General features: G+C 41.6%; 9 protein-coding genes. All 9 read right to left on the bottom strand.

The genetic code is table 11. The features are described 5' to 3' along the window. Positions 1-606 precede the first annotated feature (606 nt). The gene (locus EL17_RS09940) at positions 607-2,175 is read right to left on the bottom strand and encodes a pectate lyase family protein (protein ID WP_084166173.1); all 1,569 of its coding nucleotides are present in this window, start codon (positions 2,173-2,175) and stop codon (positions 607-609) included. A 44-nt stretch (positions 2,176-2,219) separates the two neighbouring features. Next, positions 2,220-3,230: a zinc-binding alcohol dehydrogenase family protein gene (locus tag EL17_RS09945; RefSeq protein ID WP_035073201.1), complete on the bottom strand. Its 1,011-nt coding sequence runs from the start codon at positions 3,228-3,230 to the stop codon at positions 2,220-2,222. A 165-nt stretch (positions 3,231-3,395) separates the two neighbouring features. After that, complete coding sequence (locus EL17_RS09950; protein WP_035073204.1) at positions 3,396-6,185, bottom strand: alpha-L-rhamnosidase; 2,790 nt, start codon at positions 6,183-6,185, stop codon at positions 3,396-3,398. Positions 6,186-6,256: 71 nt separating this feature from the next. Next, positions 6,257-7,813: an MGH1-like glycoside hydrolase domain-containing protein gene (locus EL17_RS09955; RefSeq protein WP_240485964.1), complete on the bottom strand. Its 1,557-nt coding sequence runs from the start codon at positions 7,811-7,813 to the stop codon at positions 6,257-6,259. A 17-nt stretch (positions 7,814-7,830) separates the two neighbouring features. Beyond that, positions 7,831-9,033: a glycoside hydrolase family 88/105 protein gene (locus EL17_RS09960; protein WP_164675032.1), complete on the bottom strand. Its 1,203-nt coding sequence runs from the start codon at positions 9,031-9,033 to the stop codon at positions 7,831-7,833. Positions 9,034-9,153: 120 nt separating this feature from the next. Continuing rightward, a complete protein-coding gene (locus EL17_RS09965; protein WP_035073209.1) occupies positions 9,154-11,619 on the bottom strand; it encodes a glycoside hydrolase family 95 protein in 2,466 nt (821 codons plus the stop codon). 3 nt (positions 11,620-11,622) lie between these two features. Continuing rightward, positions 11,623-13,071, bottom strand: coding sequence for an acetylxylan esterase (locus EL17_RS09970; protein ID WP_051719936.1), 1,449 nt, complete (start codon positions 13,069-13,071; stop codon positions 11,623-11,625). Beyond that, a complete protein-coding gene (locus EL17_RS09975; protein ID WP_035073212.1) occupies positions 13,058-14,233 on the bottom strand; it encodes a four-carbon acid sugar kinase family protein in 1,176 nt (391 codons plus the stop codon). The genes EL17_RS09970 and EL17_RS09975 overlap by 14 nt, the downstream gene beginning before the upstream one ends. Continuing rightward, entirely contained in the window at positions 14,230-15,261 is a 1,032-nt protein-coding gene (gene pdxA / locus EL17_RS09980; RefSeq protein WP_035073215.1) for a 4-hydroxythreonine-4-phosphate dehydrogenase PdxA, read from the bottom strand. The genes EL17_RS09975 and pdxA overlap by 4 nt, the downstream gene beginning before the upstream one ends. Between the last annotated feature and the right edge of the window lie 4 nt (positions 15,262-15,265).

Below are 15,265 nucleotides of genomic sequence, written 5' to 3' on the forward strand. Positions count from 1 at the left end.
ATATGGGTATTACACAGACTTACTATTCCAAAAGAGGGGCAATCAACTTTCCATCTATTGAATATGAACAGTAACAAATTTCTGTTTATTTATTTCCACCACAACTATCCCCCTATTCCCTATTGTCTACCCACCGTATTGCTGCAGCTTGAAAGTAATACAACCTGGAAGGAGCATACATTTACTCATGGTGGTTTTTTTTTTGATACTGCATTTTATTCTAATAAATTACACGTTGTTATTTACTTATGGTCTTTAGAAAATCTCATTATTATCATCAGTTAATCTGATACTCCTCCTATACCTAAAAAATGATATCTATATATTAGAATATATTATATCGTCTTTTTACCTATAAAACATTCTCTTCTATCAAAAATTAACAGTAATAAACATTGTTTTAAAATAAAAATTTTAATAGATAATATACTAATTTGCAAATAAACATCATAATATATAATTTTATAAAGTATAAAATATTTTCTATAAGACAAAATTATTTTTTTTTAAATAAAAATCACATAAAAAAGCCCAACCTCTAATTTGAGATTGGGCTTTTTTAAAACCATATTGATTGATAAAAGCAATTGATTTGATATTGGATGTTTAACTTATCGTATCTACATTGTTGCCCAGATTACGGTAATTGATGTTTTCACGTGGGTTTGTTCCATTAAGATATTCTTCCACATTCGTATAGCCATCGCCGTCAGCATCCATAGCGCCATCGGATGGATCATTGGGATCAAGGTTATATTTGATTTCCCATTCATCTGGCATACCATCCCCATCAGTATCCACCGGTACCTGCTCAGGATCATAGGTCAGGTTTGGATATCCGCCCACTTCTTCTATGTTGTTGACAATACCGGTTTCAGTCATAGTCTTTCCTGTTCGCACCATTTCGGTCACACGGATGTCCACTGCATCACGTTTGGGCAAAGTAGCCCCTGCCTTATTGAGCACGGCTTCAAAAGCATCATAGGCAGATTGGTGTGGGGACACCGGCCAACCTTCGAAGGGCGTATTGACACGGGCTGCATCCTGCTCTTCTGTTCCAATAGGAATCATAGCATCTTTTGTATCTTTAATTCTCATACCGGCCCAGTTGTTATTGTTCAACGTTTCATTGCCATCCATGATATTGCCGGCCACGTACCATTTTCCCGGACGATCTTGCTCTTTAGGGTACCAGTCACCTTCCTTCCATGCATTGCCCGGAGAGTACATACTGCGTTGTTCTATGCGTGCAAAGACAGCTCGCATGTTTTCATTGGTAGCTGGTCCCGGTTTGAAATAATTATTGATAAGATTGACCATAGAGGTTTCATCTCCACCATCAATGGTACGATGTTGCCAGTTGAAAATAACATTGTACCTAAAATCAAAAGGACCAGACATGCCTATCGATGGATTCCTGGCGGTGTTGGAAGCAAATAAGTTGTGGTGGAAGGTAGAAGGATTTCCACCCCATGTTGCACCAAACGCATGTCCTTTAGCATCTAGTGCTTCACTGGAAATTGTCCATTGAATCGTAATAAACTCAGCTGGATCTTTTATTCGGGTGCTGCCATCGAAGGATGGTCGCATATGTCGGTAAAGGGAAATGTTTTCGTCCATCCCCCAACTGGTGGAACAGTGGTCAATGATCACATGGTGGTGGGGATTTCCGCCAATATTATCATCCCCCTGGCCTCCGATAGGAATGCCCCGACGAACACGCAGGTGTCGGACAATGACATTATGGGTGTTAATATTTAACGTACCGGCGATACAAATCCCATCACCTGGAGCTGATTGACCTGCAATGGTGATGTTGGGATGGTTGATATCAAGATCATCATTAATCTTTAAAGTGCCTGCAACACGAAATATCACAATGCGCGGTCCTTCCTCCTCTATGGCTTCACGCAAGCTACCAGGGCCACTATCATTGAGGTTGGTGACGGCAATCACTTTGCCCCCACGACCTCCTGAAGTAAACATACCGCCACCCCATGCACCGGGGAAGGCAGGGATCACCGCTTCGGGAAGTCTTGGGGGATGCGGAGGAACCTGTCCTAACTCAGGGCTTCCCACTTCAGAACTGACGCTTTGCGCCTGCAAGTCATTCAAAGGATACAAAAAAGTAAGTAAAATAAAACTCGTAATAATCATTCGATATGATCTTTTCATTATTCTGGTTTTTAATATATGTTATGCTTTAATCGAAATTAATTTTAAAAAGATACCACTGCTTTGATCACCTGGTTTTCCGGTAATAACCAATTATCAAAACTGCCAATCATTTCACCAAAATTAGCCTGATGGGTGATATAGGCATCTGTAGGGAATTTTTTAGCAGCCAATAGTTTAATTACTTCATCAAAATCTTCTCTTGTAGCATTTCTACTGCATAGAATCGACGATTCTTTCGCATGAATGGCAGGGTGGCTGAAGACCAATTCTCCTTTTGATAGGCCCACCAGTACATAGCGCCCCCCGTGTGACATATAATCAGGGCCTTTTTCCAAGGCTATTTTACTTCCTGTGGCATCAAATACCACCTGGCATAGTTCCTTATCGGATTGATCAGACACCAACTCTTTGGCATTTGGTCCTGCTAATATTGTTGCTGCCACGCCAATTTTTTCCTTGGCAAATTCCAGTCTTTTTGCATTGGTATCCAAAGCCAAAACTTTGGCTCCCTGGATTTTTGCCATTACCATAATAGCCAGCCCGATTGGGCCACAGCCCATCACTAAAACGGTTTCATCTTTTTGCACATTTGCTCTTCTTATGGCATGTTTAGCAATTGCCAAAGGTTCCACAATGACCATCTCCTCCAAAGACAATTCAGGGGTAGCTATTAGAGCGGATTCCGGCACCGAGATTTTCTCTTGCATACCGCCATCAACATGTACCCCCATGACTTGCATGGAGGTGCAACAATTCGTCTGTCCATTTCTACAGGCTATACATTTTCCGCAGTGGAGATATGGAATTAGAATCACCTTTTCCCCTATAGAAAACTTACCATTTAAAGTCCCTTCTGCGATAGTGGCTGCCAACTCATGCCCAAGGATACGGGGATAGGTAAAGTAGGCCTGATTACCCAAATAAGCATGTATATCAGTGCCACAAATACCCACTTTTTTTATGTCTAACAATACCTGCCCTTCATTAGCAACAGGCATGTTTTTTTCTTTTAATAAAAACTGTCCAGGGGTCTCACAGACTATATATTTCATATTTTAATATTTTTTGAAAGCCATATGGAATCTAGCAGGTAAGCTAATCATCCTAGTAGGCGAGGAATTCTTCATGCTCGATCTTGGCATCTTTTAGGTATAAATCGCTTTGCTGTAAAATTAATACCGACATGATGGTAGATCGAGCCAATCTATTTCGTTTCTCTAAAGGGTAGGAAAAGAAAAGGAATACTTCCCTGACATTAACTTGAGTTTTACTTTGCCGGTCTTACTGCTTTGAATATCCGCTATTTGATTTGACTTTTCTAATCTCTTTTTATAATTAGAAATGGATTTGACATCTTTAGCGGGTATAAAAACTTCAGCGGTAGCATTTGCCGGTACCGTTATATCCCATTGGATTTCAGTTCCGTTTTTAATCCAATGGGAAGAAATTTTGCCATATATGGATTCATGGGAAGCTTTAACAAAATCCAGCTGATCTATAAAACTCGGATCCATTAGGATGTTTTTAAAACCCGGGTTAGCAGGGTCGGCTTTGATTCCTGCCAAATTTTCATAATACCATACGATCAAATCACCGAGCAGCATCACATGGTTTTGTGAATTCATAGAGGGGTTTGCCACATTGCCATGCCAGAGTTCCCATATGGTAGTGGCTCCGTTTTCCAGCATATATCCCCAGCTGGGATAAGTGCGGTTGGTAGCTATCCTGAAGGCAAGGTCCGCACGGCCATTTTGGGTCAGTGTCCTCATCAACCATTGTGTTCCTATTACGCCGGTACTGAGATGGCCCTTATTTTCTACCTCGATGGTTTCTACCAAGCTATTGAAAACTTTTTGTTTATGGTTTTCATTGACCAATCCAAATGCAAGGGCCAGTAGGTTATCGGTCATCTTATTGTCCCCATAGTAGCCCATTTTATTGTAAAAAGTATCATTAAACGCAGCTTTAATATGGGTGCCCAGTGCCCGGTATTCCGGAATGTCCGGCTCCCTGCCAATCCTTGAAGCAAAGTCGGCCATCAGGTCCATAAAATAATAATGATAAGCTGTAGAGATTAATTTACTTGGATTTTTTACATCGGCATTTTGTCCTGTGGCCGCTTCTATCGTCGGAGGGGGTACGCACCAATCACCATAGCTATCTTTAGTAAGGATATAATTTTCATCCATGTAATTGATCCTCATGTATTCAAGCCATTTTTTCATGGCCTGGTAATTGTCCTCAATCACCTGGACATCGCCAGTCTGCTGATAGAGCATATCCACGATCATTAGCATCGTGCCGGGCCAGGTCATATTATCACTATAATATCTCCAAAAAGCCGGCGCTACATCAGGAATACTTCCATCTGCTCGCTGCGAATAACGGATATCATCTATCCATTTGGTATAAAGACGTGCATTATCAAACATAAAATTTTCACCCAGCGCACCGGTAGACCTATCGCCCAGCCATGGTTGGCGCTCGTTCCGCTGGGGACAATCCACTGGCATCCCTTTATAGTTTCCTGCAATGCCCCACCAGGAGTTTTGGTAAATTTGATTGATGGTAGGGTCAGAAGTCTCAAAACTTCCAACAGTTTTGATGTCATCATAGACCATTTTACCAGTAAAATCCGTTACTGAAGGTGTACCCGGATACCCCGTGATTTCTACATACCTAAAACCATGATAGACGAATTTAGGCTCCCAGTCTTCCTCTTCGCCTCCCTTTAAAGTATATATATCGGTAACTTTGGCATCGCGCAGGTTTCGGACAAAAAGCTCACCATCCTCTTTCAAGGATTCTGCAAAACGTAATGTTACTTTTTGCCCCTGATTTCCCCTTACTTTCATGTGTAACCAGCCCACCATGTTTTGCCCCATATCCAGGATATACCGATCCTGTTCCAGTTTGGATATGCCGATAGGTTTTAATTCGCCCATGATTTTCATATTGGGCGTCATCTGGGCTTCAAATGTCCCTTCAGGCTCTTGTACATAAGATGCTTTTAGCCAGCCATCGGTATCAAACCCAGGTAGATTCCATCCCGGCATTTCCTTTCGGGCATCATATTCCTCCCCATCATATTCGTTGTTGGTACGGATCGGACCATCAGCTGTAAAATCCCAGGATTCATCCGTTCTAATTACTACTTTGGAGCCATCGAGGTATTCTATATGCAGTTGAAGCGCCATTTTTGGAAAACCAAAAGTTTTAATTTTATAAGGCTTGTAATCTTGCCGCATCGTGAAAAACCGGCCATTACCCAGAATTACACCTATAGCATTCTCTCCTTGCCGGAGCTGATCACTTACATCAAAGACATTTATTTTTACATTGTGATTATAATCTGTTGGAACAGGGGCCAAAACCTGATCGCCTATCTTTTCTCCATTGATATAAAGTTCATAAAGACCTAATCCCATTAAATGGACTTTGGCCTGTTTGATCTCTTTATTGGCATTAAATTCTTTTCTGAAATACCTTGCAGATAATCTTGAAAAAGTACTTACCTCATCCCAGTCAAAAGCCCGGTCCATTCCAATCCATCGGGTAGATTTCCAATCATTGTAATACATGATGCCCATACTCCAATGGGAGGGTTCGCTCCAGTTGCTCTCACCGCTTGAAGTCCAAACCCTGACTTTCCAATAAGCCTCCATGCGGTTTTGTAATGGTTTTCCATCATATTTAACATGAATGGATGTCTCTTCTTCGACCTTACCGGAATTCCATAGGTCTCCTTCGTTTTGGGCCAAAATCTCAAGGCTTGAAGCTACCAAGACTTGATAAGCCGTCTGCTTTATTCCTGCTGCATCACCCTGCAGCTGCCAACTTAACCGAGGACGAAGCACATCTATGCCTTCAGGATTGGTAAGCATTTCCACCTTTAAATTGCTTAAATCCACCGCTTCCCCTTCAGTCCCTTGTTCGAAGGGGAAATTTACCGAAGCAAAATAACCCAAAACAAACAGTATAAAAATAAATGATTTGGATATGGTCATATTGGATTGGGTTCTGATTATAGATGAGCAGCGCTCATATGGTGTTATTAAGCTTTAGATTACTTTTCCTATTAGAGCTCGGCGGTCAACTTTCCCAAAGTGCTGGAATTGGCTACCGGCTCTCCATTGACCAAAATGCTTAAGCCTTGGCCTTTGTCATATTTTTCCCCGTTCTTATCCCATATTATGGTCAGGATATTGCCCTTATAAGAGACATTATCGAGGCAAAAATAATCCCATTGCCCCTCGGGCAATAGGGGATTGATGGTTATGCTATTATCATCACTTGGTCGTAAACCGACCAATCCGGTGATCACTAAGTCGTTGAAAGTCGAATGGTTATAATACCGGCTTCTTTCCTGATCTCCTTTAAGCCAAAAACCGGTTTCTTCATCCAGGTATTCCCCTATATAAGGTCTCCCCCTATAGTATTGAGACTCCACATAAAGATTCATCAGCTTAAAATAATCGGCTTTTGTGACCATATTTTGATTATAATCGTTGAGCACATTGGCTAAACCCGTCATGGTCTGTGAAGTTGCATATGGCCATATGGCCCCATCCCATTCACAGCTACAGCACCCATGTGTACGAAAGTCAGGATGCCTGCACTCGGCAGTAGTAAGACCAAAAGGAGCCAAAAAACCTTCACTATCTGTCACCTGGTCCCAAGCGGCATGATAAGGATTGGTATCTTTGGGCAAATTGAAATACCATGGCGTAAAACCTATCGCTTCTCTGGCCTCGGCAAATTCTCCGGTTTCTTTAACCGTTTCAAAAAATAGGCGTTCGGCATTCCAAAGGTTATCATGGATCAATTGTTTTAGCGTATCGGCTTTTGCCATAAAGTACTTTTGGTTTTCTACATCACCCTTTAAAGCAGCCATTTTGGAGAGCGCCTTAGCATTTCCGTACATATAGCTGTTGATAGAAGGCCTTTTGTTCTTTTCACGTCTGCCCCCGCTTATAGATTCTTCCATAGCATCCTGTACATCAAATTGCCAGAATAAACCACTAGCAAGTCGGCGGTCATTTTCCCAATCTTTAAATTCCCGTACCAGATCCGGATACAGGTCCAATAGAAAGGCTTCATCATTGTCCACTAAATATTTATTGTATAGGGCATCGGCTGTCCAACTGCTGAAAGTCCTCAATTTTTTCATAGGCTTTCCATCATTGCCCCTAAACCATACCTGTACATTTTGGTTGATATATTTCCTGTCATGCAGCCATCTGGATTCGTAAATATGATGGCCCAACGCACTACTGATCATATTGAACTCATCGGCATAAGGTCTATCGACCAGAAATTCGGTCATTACATAGCCCTTAGGGGTATCCTTTATGTGTTTTCTTAAAGTCCACCAGCGGTAATAATATATTTCTTCAAAATTTTTCTGCGGGCTTTCAAACAAAGGGATGTTATTTTCCATCCATTCCCATGATTGTTCGTTGGAAATGGCCTGGACTTTATTTTCATCTTCCATATTGTTGAAATAGTCCACATGATGCTTGAAATCTACCTTTTTTAGCACCGCAGGCCCGATTTCGGTACTGCCGTTATCCATCTGGCAACTGGCCGTCACCAGCAATAAGAGCAGCATTAAGGGCACGTTATGTTTATTCATAATCAATATTAACTTAATTAATTCAGAGATCTTTCATGCTCTATGCTGGCCATAATGGCTGGAGCAGTAGCTTTGGGATCATTGTCTTTTATCGGTTCTGAAATATAGTATTCATAACTTCCATCTCGATTGCCACTTCCTCCGAGGCCGGCTACCACGCAGCCATCGGTTACCGTAACCGATCCATCTTCTTCCACTTTAAAAAACTGCTTAACCATTCCTTCATATCCTTTACGGGCAGTGGTTAGATATTCCTTGTCTAAATATCCCTTTCTTACCCCTTTATATAAGAAATAAATGAACATCGCTGTCCCGGAAGATTCAAGGTAGTTACCCTCATGGTCACCCTTATCGGTAACCTGATACCACACACCTGTATCCTCATCCTGGAATCTTCTGATCCCAGGAGCAAGTTTTTTGGCTATCTGGATCAATTCTTCCCTATCTGGATGATCTGATGGCAGATAATCAAGAACATCTACTATGGCCATCCCATACCAACCTATACTTCTGCTCCAGAAATTGGAAGATAATCCTGTTTCATCATCAGCCCAGTCCTGCTCCCTGCTTTCATCCCAGCCGTGATAAAAAAGGTTTTTATCAGGATCATAGGCGTGTTTGGCCATCAAGGTGATCTGGTTTACCACATCGTCATAATAAGCCGGTTCATTGAATTCTTTGCCATATTGGGCTAAGAAGGGAGAAGCCATATAGATACCGTCCAGCCATTTCTGATGGGGGTATCTTAGCTTATGCCAATATCCGCCCTCCGATGTGCGCGGATGGTTTTCCATTTGATGAAGAAGTGTATCCAAGGCCTTTCTAAACCTTTCATCTTCTGTTTTTCGGTACAAGGGGATCAATAATTTACCTGCATTGATATTGTCAATATTATAGGATTTTTGATCGTAGGTATTGATGGTACCGTCCTCCTGAATGACGTTTTCACCAAAAGTCCTGACAAAATCATAATACTTTTCGTCTCCAGTATATTCCCACATATCCAACATGGACTTTCCTATTAGACCTTGGTGATAGCCCCATCGGGGGTCTTCAGACATTAATGGAGTGAATCTTTCTATATCTGATTCTGCAAGTCTAACTGACCATTTTTCTTCAGCTACTTGCTCTTTTTCAGTTTGGACATTTACATCACAACTGCTGGATGAAACCCCCAAACATGCAATGGCACCGATAACTCCGTATTTAATATACTGCATAGCGCATTTATTTATGTCAAATAATGATCTAACGGATTCTGCTGTGCTGGTCTCTAAATACCAACCCATATTTCCGATAGAATATTCCTGTTAATTGTTAATCCTTCTAAAAACCAGTATTTATCTTTTTGTGAAAGTGTAAGTCCTACCAGCTTCTGTAGCCACATCAAATTCATGAAATCGTGGAAGCTCCAGTTTATGTAAATTCGCTTCAGGAGAGATAATCGGGTCTTTCACTTTATTTATCGGGAAAAGATGATTCGGGTTTTCTCCTCTTGCCCTGTTCATCTGTATGCTTCTTTCGGCTCTCAGTCTATTCTCTGATCTCAATCTTAAGTTGCCTCCAATTTTTGATTTGATCACAAGTTTTTCTATTTCATTATTTTTCCAAGTCAGCTCTACAATTTCAAAAGCACCTCTGGCAACCAGACCTTTTATGGAGCCCTCTTTCCATACTGAAGGTAAGGCAGGAAGGATATGTACAGCACCATCATGACTTTGCATCAGCATTTCAGCTATTCCGGCGGTACAGCCAAAGTTTCCATCTATTTGGAAAGGTGGGTGTGCATCTAATAAATTCGGATATGTCCCCCCACCTCTTTTATCTGGCGTCACCAGTGTCAACTGATCCGTCAGCAACTTATAGGCATGATCTCCGTCAAGGAATCTGGCCCAAAGATTTACCTTCCATCCCATAGACCAGCCTGTAGAAGGATCTCCCCTGAAAATTAAAGAAGTCCTTGCTGCATCGAAAAGCTCGGGAGTCCTAAAAGGCGATATCTGGTTACTGGGAGCTACTCCATAAAGATGGGAAACATGGCGATGCTGATCTTTTGGATCATCCCAATCATGCATCCACTCCTGCAGCTGACCGTGTCTTCCCACCTGCATCGGTACCAACCTTTCACGAGTAGCGGCCAGCTCTTCTGCAAATCCCTTATCCTCACCCAATATATCAGTGGCGCGTATCAAATTTGAAAAAAGGTCAAATACCAATTGGTTATCAATAGTCACACCAGCTGCTGTAGTGGCTTTACCGTCACTACCCGCATGGGTGTTTTCGGGAGAATTTGAAGGAGATACCACTAGCCATTGGTTCTCTGGCTCTTCGATCATGAAAGAAAGAAAAAACTCTGCTGCACTTTTCATCACGGGAAATGCTTCTCTTAAAAACTCCTCATCGCCTGTATAAAGATACCTTTCCCATAGATGCTGACAAAGCCATGCTCCGGCAGACGGCCACATTCCTGATGGGGCTTTATCTACCGGACCGGTAATTCTCCAGATGTCAGTATTGTGATGCAATACCCAACCCTTAGCACCATACATTAAGTCTGCAGTTTCTTTTCCGGATTCACTCACTTCCCTTACTAAATGAAGAAAAGGCTCATGCATTTCCGAAAGATTGGTAACCTCAGCCGGCCAATAGTTCATCTCAGCATTAATATTCACAGTATATTTACTGTCCCATGGCGGGTAAAGCCTGTCATTCCATATCCCCTGAAGATTAGCAGGCTGCCCCCCAGGTTGAGAACTGGATATCAAAAGATATCTGCCAAACTGAAAGTAAAGGGCTGCCAGATGAGGGTCAAAAGAACCTGCGAAATTTCTTACCCTTTGTTCAGTAGGTAAGGTAACAGCCTCATTAGACCCCAGATCTAGAGAAACCCTATTCATAAACTGTTGGTAATATTCTACATGGGCATTTTTTATATCGGAAAAATCTTTATCTAATGCCTGATTAAGAAAATCATTGCTTTTTTCTATTTCATTTTCTGTCAGCTCCCTATAGTTCTTAAAGTTTGTGGCGATCGATATGTATACTAATACCTCGTCTGCATCTTTTACATTTATAATCCCGTCTTTAGCCTCAGATCGCCCACCAGTGGTTTTAGTCTTTACCCTGCCAGCAAATTTAACCCTTCCGCGCTGGCCTTCATGGGAACCTGATTCTCCCAGCAAAATTATCTGATCTTCTTCCGTATAGGGATCTGCTACATCATGCGGACTGTTCATCTGAATGTTACAAGTAAGCATACCAGGCTGATCAGTGGTCAATCTGACCACTATAACCTGATCCTCAAAAGAGGAAAGCATTTCCCTTTTATAGGTCACTCCATCTACAGCATAGCTGACTGAAGCAGTTGCATTTTCTATGTCTAGCTCTCTGTAGTATTTCTCATAATTACTATGACCTGGAAAGGAGATAAACACATCGCCAAATGTCTGATAAGGCATGCCGTGATTGGTTTTGGACATGATTTTTTCCGTGGCCATTGTTTGGGCTTCCAGATATTTACCTTCAAAAATCAACTCCCTGACTTTTTCTACCGCATCTTTGGCATCATGGGCATTATTGTTAGGCGAACCTGCCCAAAGTGTTTCTTCATTTAATTGAAGCCTCTCCATAGCTGGAGAGCCAAATACCATAGCCCCTAACCTACCATTTCCCAATGGAAGGGCTTCATTCCAAATGGCGGCAGGCCGATCATACCATAGGCGAAGATGCTTGTCAAAATCTTGCGCAAATAGCATTGATGCAGTTATGAAAAATAGGAGGAAGGTAGTTATCGTAATCTTATTCATATTTTAGTTTTTTTCTGTTTTAAAAGCGGCAAGCATCATGTTGAGTGCATCCAAACCTTTGATGGCATGTGAAGGCAGGTTTTCTCCATTGGGTCCAAATACCTTCATAAGACTTTCGTCTTCTATTACCAGCCCTGATTCCTTGAGCTCTCCGTTATTACCTTTCACTGGTCCCATCTCCAGACCTAAATGGCTGGCCATAAAAGAATACATACCCAATCTTTTGGATAGGCCGTAATCATGGCCTTCTTCTTCAAAATGCTCATGCTCCAGAGCAGCTTCTTTTCCATAAAAGGCATATATATTTTGAATAAAAGGCTTTTCAAGTTCTGGAAACGTGTGGGTCCAATCTTTCCCATCGGAAATTACAAGCTGTGGCCGAGGGGCTGCCATAGCAGATATTTCTGCATTATTGGTTCCGGTGCCACATAAATGGATTCCCTTTCCGCTCTCACAGGGACAGCCTCCGGCAAAATGGGAAGATACCATCACTACGGGTGCTGATACTTTTATCCTTTCATCCAAAGCTGTTAAAAGAATGGTCTGTGATCCACCCCCTGATCCTCCTGTGATACCTATGCGCTCAGGATCAGTATCAGATAATGAAACCAAATAATCCAGAATTTTAATACCATTTAATGTCTGAATGGTATGAGCTATACTCTTGCGGTGGTCTTCTGCATCAAACTGAAGCAAGGACTCTCCCCAGGCAAACAAATCATAGCTGGCTACTACAGCTCCCATTTTTGCCAACATGGCATTACGGGACTGCTGATCATTCCCATACCTTCCCTTTCCAAAATGTCCGTTGGGGGATAAGATTATGGGAAGTTTTTCTTTCACTTTTAAAGGCCGATAGATAGAGCCGGTAGTGAAAAGACCCGGCAATACTTCCAAAGCAAAATTCTGAACTTTATACCCATCATATTCACGATAAGAGGTCAAGAGTGGAGCCTTTGGCTCAAAACCGAGTATTGAATCCAATTCAAGTTGATCCAACATACAGCTTTTCAGATCACCCTTTCTCTTTTTCCAATCATCCAAATTATGATACAATGCAGAAAGGTAATTTAGGTGCTGCTCTCCTTCTTCAACAGACTTACGGGGATAGTCCAGTTTTCTGATAGCATATACTTTATCTGACTCTTTATAAAATGTCAAATCAAACGGGGCTAATATCTGGGCAAGTGATTTTTCGGGACTGTCATATCCTATGCGCCAATCCGCATAATCAAGTTCCTTCCCCTCTATCAAACCTTTTTCATCTAGCACTTTTATTTTATAGATTTGCTCAATATTGGTAATAGTTTCAGAAATAAGTTTTCTATAAGCATTGTCCGAATCCTGGGCTAATACTGAGGGTCTTGGAAGCAATAATAGAATGATGATAAACTTTACAAGTTTAACTGTAATGGATACTTTTAAGAAAGGCTTGACATCAATCTGATCCATGTACATTCTGTTGAGTGGTCCAATAGCTTTTGATTTCATCGGGCCAAGTGTAACTTCCAGGTTTAAAAGTCAAATATAAGCTTCTATTATTGGTACTCATCCTGACCACTCCTGCTCTGAATTCCTGGACAGGTAAAAAATTTTCCAAATTGGCTTCTTGGATGATTGCATAAGCGGTGGCACCCCCCGATATAAAAAGTTCTTGGACCTTTGTCTTCTCCAGAATTTTTTTAACTACTATAGCCACTCTCTTTTTTAATACCGCCGCACTGTTGGGAAAATCAATCATTTTCGGACCCAGCGTTAGGATCACCTTTCCTTCTTTTTCTAGCTTTGACCTGATCTCCGAAGCCCACATTAACAAGTCCTTTTCTGCTATATTTTCCCTTTTGAGTTCTTCAGGCATTTCTACTTTCACGATCCCGTTAGCGCATGCCTCTTCTACAAATTTATTGCTATTGGCATGAAAGCTTCCGGCAATCAACAATGCCGGAGCTAATAGACCAGGACTATGTTCATGGGAGGAATTTACATTTGGATATTGCCTTTTGATAAAAACTTCAAAGAAAGCTGCACTTCCTGCTGGCAACACACTTCCATCTATTTTAGTAACCCAATGCTCCATATCTGAAAAAGACTCCGCATCGGGGATATTGTAGCCCTCATTCAGCTGATCTTTAATATTCTGGCCACAAAATATAGGATGACCTTTCAATTTCACTAAATCCTTTACATCAGATGACATAGCAGGGAATTCAGGATCATCTTTGAATCCTGATAAATGCAAAGGAATACCTTCAACAAAGTATTCCCCGTTTCTGATATGTCTTCCAGTGTGAGGATTTATGGGCAGTAATAATATCTTTTTTTTTGAGAAGCTATTCGCTATAGCTTCAAGTTCAGCCGCCACATGACCTCTCAAAACAGAATCAGTTTTTTTAAAGACTTCAGAAAACCCTAGATTTCGGAGGTCCCTAGCTAGTTTTAAATTAATATGTACAGCACTATCCCTGTCTTTGGATCGAGTATCAGTAGCGATGACCAAAATACCTTTATCAATAGTATGAGGGGATAAAGAAAAAGAAACAGGTATGCCCAACCTTAGGCATACACCTGCTATTTCTGCAGCCCCTGTAATATCATCAGCAATTACTGCTATCATTTTTTCCTATTAAGGGCCATAGGAATGGCATATTCCACTGCCAAGTTCAATGCATCTTCAGAAGCTATACCTTTCCCTGCAATTTCAAAGGCGGTGCCGTGGTCCACGGATGTTCGTATAATCGGTAGTCCCAGCGTAATATTTACTCCCTTCACGCTTTCCATGGTATTGGTTTCATTGTTCCATTTGAAACCGATCATCTTGAATGGAATATGGCCCTGATCATGATACATGGCCACACAACCGTCATAATATCCCTGTACCGCTTTGGCAAACATGGTATCCGGCGGAATGGGACCTTCTACATAATATCCTTCAGCTACTGACTCTTTCACGGCAGGTAAAATTTCCTCGTCATCTTCAGTTCCAAAAAGTCCTCCATCACCGGCATGTGGATTCAGTCCGGCCACACCTATTTTAGGTTTTTCAATCCCAAACTGAATACAGGCATTATGCAACAGTTTGATCACATCCTTTACCCGATTTTTTTTGATCAAGTCACAGGCTTCCCGCAGAGCTACGTGGGTAGTTGCATGAATGACTCTTAAATTTTTTTCTACCAGCAACATCGCGAACTTATCAGTTCCGGTGAATTCAGCATAGATCTCGGTATGGCCGGAATAATGGTGACCCGCCATATTAATAGATTCCTTATTGATCGGTGCTGTCACCGTGGCATCTACTTCTTCGGCCAGTGCCAGCTCGATGGCTTTCTTCACTGCCTCAAATGCCGCGTTTCCTGCCATGATAGATACCTTCCCATACTCAAGCTCATCCAGATTTACATTCTTCAGGTCAAAAACATCCATAGTTCCGTTTTGAAACTTAGCATCTTTAACAGCTGAAATAGGGTTGATGCTTATGTTTTTCTGAAGTTTTTCTTCCATTAAAGCTATGGTACCGGCATCACCTACCACTAAGGGGCGGCATTTCTCATAAAGGCCAGCATCGGCAAAACTCTTAAGTATTATTTCTGGACCGATCCCAGCTGGATCACCCATTGTTATGGCTATGATAGGTAGTTTCATATCT

The organism is Anditalea andensis (genome assembly GCF_000714815.1).
GTDB classification, from domain to species: domain Bacteria; phylum Bacteroidota; class Bacteroidia; order Cytophagales; family Cyclobacteriaceae; genus Anditalea; species Anditalea andensis.

What these genes read in the sequence shown, in the direction of transcription:
- EL17_RS09940 (WP_084166173.1), bottom strand. Translation starts at nt 2,175, where the DNA reads ATGAAAAGATCATATCGAATGATTATTACGAGTTTTATTTTACTTACT.
- EL17_RS09945 (WP_035073201.1), bottom strand. Translation starts at nt 3,230, where the DNA reads ATGAAATATATAGTCTGTGAGACCCCTGGACAGTTTTTATTAAAAGAA.
- EL17_RS09950 (WP_035073204.1), bottom strand. Translation starts at nt 6,185, where the DNA reads ATGACCATATCCAAATCATTTATTTTTATACTGTTTGTTTTGGGTTAT.
- EL17_RS09955 (WP_240485964.1), bottom strand. Translation starts at nt 7,813, where the DNA reads ATGAATAAACATAACGTGCCCTTAATGCTGCTCTTATTGCTGGTGACG.
- EL17_RS09960 (WP_164675032.1), bottom strand. Translation starts at nt 9,033, where the DNA reads ATGCAGTATATTAAATACGGAGTTATCGGTGCCATTGCATGTTTGGGG.
- EL17_RS09965 (WP_035073209.1), bottom strand. Translation starts at nt 11,619, where the DNA reads ATGAATAAGATTACGATAACTACCTTCCTCCTATTTTTCATAACTGCA.
- EL17_RS09970 (WP_051719936.1), bottom strand. Translation starts at nt 13,071, where the DNA reads ATGGATCAGATTGATGTCAAGCCTTTCTTAAAAGTATCCATTACAGTT.
- EL17_RS09975 (WP_035073212.1), bottom strand. Translation starts at nt 14,233, where the DNA reads ATGATAGCAGTAATTGCTGATGATATTACAGGGGCTGCAGAAATAGCA.
- pdxA (WP_035073215.1), bottom strand. Translation starts at nt 15,261, where the DNA reads ATGAAACTACCTATCATAGCCATAACAATGGGTGATCCAGCTGGGATC.